The sequence below is a fragment of the Bacteroides muris (ex Fokt et al. 2023) genome (assembly GCF_024704895.1).
In the GTDB taxonomy this organism is placed as follows: domain Bacteria; phylum Bacteroidota; class Bacteroidia; order Bacteroidales; family Bacteroidaceae; genus Bacteroides; species Bacteroides muris.
The window spans coordinates 1-4,494 of sequence record NZ_JAMZEE010000083.1; the positions used below are offsets into that span (position 1 = coordinate 1).

The following is a 4,494-nucleotide window of genomic DNA, read 5'->3' on the forward strand; positions in this document are numbered from 1 at the left end:
GCGTAGACAAAAGAAAAGATAACAGGACTATAAATTATAGAAAAAGGTTGTGCCAACGTTTTGACACAACCTCATATCTATGGATAAGGAGTGTTTCTCCTGATGTTTTCCTCCTTACTCAAACTGTTCTCCAATTACATTGGTACTATTGTGAATCCCCATTTATATTCCCGATTGGCAGGAATAAGATATTGAGGTTCGGGCTTGGAGCCCCAGCTGTCATATCCGCCTACTCCCATCTGCTTCATGTCTATACAAACTTCTACGAAATTCTCGGGCGTGATATCGTTGATATGTGTCTGGCGAGGCTTGATGTTTCGGGCAGTCGAGACGTCATGTTTCAGCTCTGCCGCATTGCGGTTGTTCCATTGATAATCTCTGTTTACGTTGTTTTCACTGTCAAAGTCTTCAACCGCATTGCGCAACGCATTGAAACCGATAGTCTGATCGGCATAGATAGTCAGCCCTTTGCCATTCTTCTTGCCTACGGATAGCCAACGGGTATCGGTATGATGACCGTTCTCTTGCGGACGTACGTATGGGTAGTACATCTGCTCTGCCGTGCTTTTGTAAAGGTCTACGGTGACACCTGCGTTGCGGTCGATATAGTTCTCTTCAGGACCACGTCCGAAATAAGTCACTTGGTTCATCTCTGCCGGCAGGTGGAAACGGATGCCGATGCGTGGAACAACCAAGTCGGAAGAAACCTTGTGCATATTCTCATTTCCCGGTGTATAAGTAGCCGTTACGGTTGCTTCCGAAACTTCTGTCTTGGCAGCCTTGATTCCGGTGGGAGTAAATGTGAAATCGGCTTTTACCACACCGGAGGGGTGAATACGATAGGTTACGATGTAATGGTTGCCGGCAGGCAGGAGGTATTTGGCTGTCAGCACGGCATCTTTGCCTTCCTTCCGGACACTTGCCTCGGCTATCCGGAAGTCTTTGCTTGCTTCTTTCCAGATTTGCAGGCGTTTGGGGCCTTGGTTGCCATAATCGTTGTCTGTCGGTGCACGCCAGAAGTTAGGTTGAAGCCCGAAGCCGTCCTTAAAGTACTCCGTACCGTTCACTTTGTAAGAAGTAACCAGCCCGGTAGCCTTGTTGAAGACAAACTGTACTTTAGAAGAAGCAACTTCCAAAAGGTTATCCTTGTCGTTGCAATTCAGCATGCTACCTTCTGTTTTGTAGGTACGTGCCAAGGGGGCGATGGGCAGAAGGAACTGTTCTTTCGCAATTTCATAACCGACGGGAATCAATGCTTCCGGTTCGGTAGTCGTCACTCTGAACTCAACGAAATATTCGGTTCCAGCCTTGGGCTTCAGTCCGCCTACATTTACATTCAGAGGTTTGTTTCCTTGTGGCTCGATATCCAGAGAGATTTTTCCGCCACGGATGGTCTTGGAGTTTTCCTTCACTTCGTAATGAATCAGATACTTCTTCAGGTTTGTGAAATAGAAGCGGTTCTTTACGATGAACTTGCCATTTGCCAAATCGTCAGCTTCAAAGGCGATGTTCTGATGTGCGTATTTCACTTCGCTGTATCCGGGATGGGGATTACGGTCGGGATTGATGATACCATTGCAGAGGAAGTTTCCGTCACTCGGCATGTTTTTTCCGAAGTCGCCTCCGTAGGCCCAATAGAGGCGGTTGTTCTCGTCTTTCACGGCAATACCTTGGTCTACCCAGTCCCAAATATATCCGCCTTGTAGGTTGGGATATTTGTAGATAGCTTTCCATTGTTCCCAAAGACTGCCGGTAGAGTTGCCCATGGCATGTGCATATTCGGACGGGACTACCGGGCGATCGCTGCCCATCTTACCGATGTTTTCCAGCCATCTTGCTGATGGATATTGCGGAACATACATGTCGGAATTCCATTCCCATTGGGCGCGTTCATAATTCACCGGACGGTTCATGATGTCTTTGTCCGCATTCTTCACCCACAGGTAAGTCTGATAGAAATTATAACCGTTTCCGGCTTCGTTACCCAGTGACCAGAAGGTGACTGAAGGATAGTTCTTATTGCGTTCGAACATGTTGATGGTGCGGTGCATATGAGCTTTCAGCCATTCGGGGTTATTGCCCAGTGTACCACCTTTCCGCAGGTCGTAGTACATACCGTGGCTCTCGATGTTGGCTTCGTCATATACATACAAGCCATATTCGTCGCACAATTCATAGAAACGGCGGTCTTGCGGATAATGGCACAGACGAACCGTGTTGATATTGGCGCGTTTCATCAGTTCAAAATCCTTGCGCATCAGCTCTTCGGTCATGTAGTGACCGGTTTCGGGATTGTGTTCATGGATATTCACACCTTTTAGCTTCAGTGGTTGCCCGTTAATAAGGAGGACTACGTAGTTTTGTCCGTTTGCTGACTTTTGGTCAATTTCCTTTATCTCGATGCGTCGGAAACCCACGTTGAAGGGTACGACTTCATTCACCTTGCCCTCTTCGCTGACGGTCATCAGTAATTTGTAGAGGTTGGGATTTTCAGACGTCCAAGTCTTTACGTTAGGCAATTGTTGTTCGAAAAAGGCCGTTGCTTTCTTTCCTGCCAAGATGGAAACTGTTTTCTTTCCCGTGGCGACCGGCTTGCCCGAATCGTTTGTCAGTTCGTAGTCGATGGTCAGGGAGGCATTACTGCTTCCATTGTTTTTCAGGTCTACACTCAGCCGGAAGATACCGTTTTTGTAGCTGTCGTCCAGTGTAGAGGTAATGCGGAAGTCGTTGATGGAAGCCTTGGGCTGCGCATACAAGAATACATCACGTTCGATTCCGCTCATGCGCCAAAAGTCCTGGCACTCTAAATAAGACCCGGTGCTCCAACGGAAAATCTTGAATGTCAGTGTATTTTCTCCCGGTTGCAAATATGGGTTAATCAAATATTCCGCAGGATTTTTGGAATCTTCGTTGTAACCGACTTCTTTACCGTTGACATATACGTAGCATCCCGATTTGGCACCGGCCACATGCAAATATACATCTCGTCCGTTCCAGTCGTCCGGAATCGTGAAGTTTCGTCGGTAGACGCCTACGGGATTCTGTTCGGGCAATAGGGGCGGCTGAGGTTTATAAGGTTTGAACTCGTAGCCGTGATTAGTATAAATGGCCGTTCCGAAGCCTTGTACTTCCCAGTTGCCCGGCACTTGAATGTCGTGCCAGCCCTCTGTGCTTGCAGTAGGAGAGGTGATGTCGGCGGGAAGGTCTTTGTAGGCATCGACATAAAAGAACTTCCATGTCCCGTTGAGCAATTGGTAGTATGGACTTTTTCCAAATTGTCCGCTCATGGCTTGTGTGCGGTCTGCGTAGGTCATGAAAGAGGTACGTGGTGCTTCTTTGTTTACACTAGTTGCCTGTACGTCTTGCCAATAGGGTAATTTAAGGTCAGGGCTACTTTGAGCCAGCATACTGCTTCCCATTAAGGAAAAGCATGCAAATAATTGGGTTAGTTTGCTCATGGTGAAATAATTTCTTTTTATTCACATTGTTAATATTTGATGCTGTAAAAATAAGAAAAAATAGCGATTCTCCTATTGAATATTAAGATTATTTATTAAGAGTCATATTTTTAAGAAAAGATGTGTCTAAAGTGATTCACACCCTAAAAGCTTTTTGTCAGACTTTTAGGAACACTTCACTTTAGGTACATCTTAATTTGTTTTTATGAAAAAAATGTTATCAGCCAGGATTTGGGATTAATTCCGTATTTTTGTTCAGATAGTCTTGCTTGATGGGAGCCAGCATTTGATATTCTTTAGAAGACAAACGACTGACAGTCCAACATGGCTTCTTGATAGAAATCCTCGGCTGTTTCGCCATATACGTTTAAGCCGAGCATGCCTCTTTCCATGCCACTCCATTTTTGCAAAGCTATTATTTCAGTGGCGGTAGTCGTACAACAATTAGAAACTGTTTTGATTTTATCATTTTATTCTGTTTAGCATAATTTGTATCATGGCTAGGTATATCATGGCTTGTGAAGTTTCCGTAAGTACTTCATAGTCTTTACTGAGTCTTCTAAAGTTCTCAAACGATGAAAAAGTCCTTTCCACAATCCATTTATCAGTTAGGTCGGTACAATATCCCATTTTATAACTCTTTAAATATGATTTGGTCGTTATACTTAAAGATACAAAAATGATAGAAAACTACCAACTGATAAACTTTTAAACGAAATCAAAACAGTTTCTTGGCTTGTCCTTATCAGCCTGCCGGTGACACGATATTATCTTTGCCTGGCTGGTGTCGGGCATGGCATTTAGAGGACTCCTTGCAACGGATTATTTCGGAGGGGGAAGAAGAAATTAACAACGTGTCTGCAAGATATTTGTTGCGTGTTCGCATGTAATTAATAAGAAGTGCTACTTGTTGTTAATAGTTAGTATAACAGGGAATTAATTTATTGTAGTGGCAATATTGAGGTTGTGTCAAAACGTTGGCACAACCTTTTTCTATAATTTATAGTCCTGTTATCTTTTCTTTTGTCTACGCCGC

1 protein-coding gene and 1 pseudogene are annotated in these 4,494 nt (G+C 44.5%); both read right to left on the bottom strand.

Annotated features, from left to right (window positions below):
- Positions 1-134 precede the first annotated feature (134 nt).
- Entirely contained in the window at positions 135-3,407 is a 3,273-nt protein-coding gene (locus M1B78_RS18185) for a glycoside hydrolase family 2 TIM barrel-domain containing protein (RefSeq protein ID WP_257941461.1), read from the bottom strand.
- Between the two features lie 516 nt (positions 3,408-3,923).
- Positions 3,924-4,070, bottom strand: a pseudogene (locus tag M1B78_RS18190) (transposase); the annotation flags it as partial.
- Positions 4,071-4,494 lie beyond the last annotated feature (424 nt).

Bases quoted from the DNA above. Each gene is read 5' to 3' on its own strand.
- M1B78_RS18185 (WP_257941461.1), bottom strand. From the start codon at position 3,407: ATGCTGGCTCAAAGTAGCCCTGACCTTAAATTACCCTATTGGCAAGAC.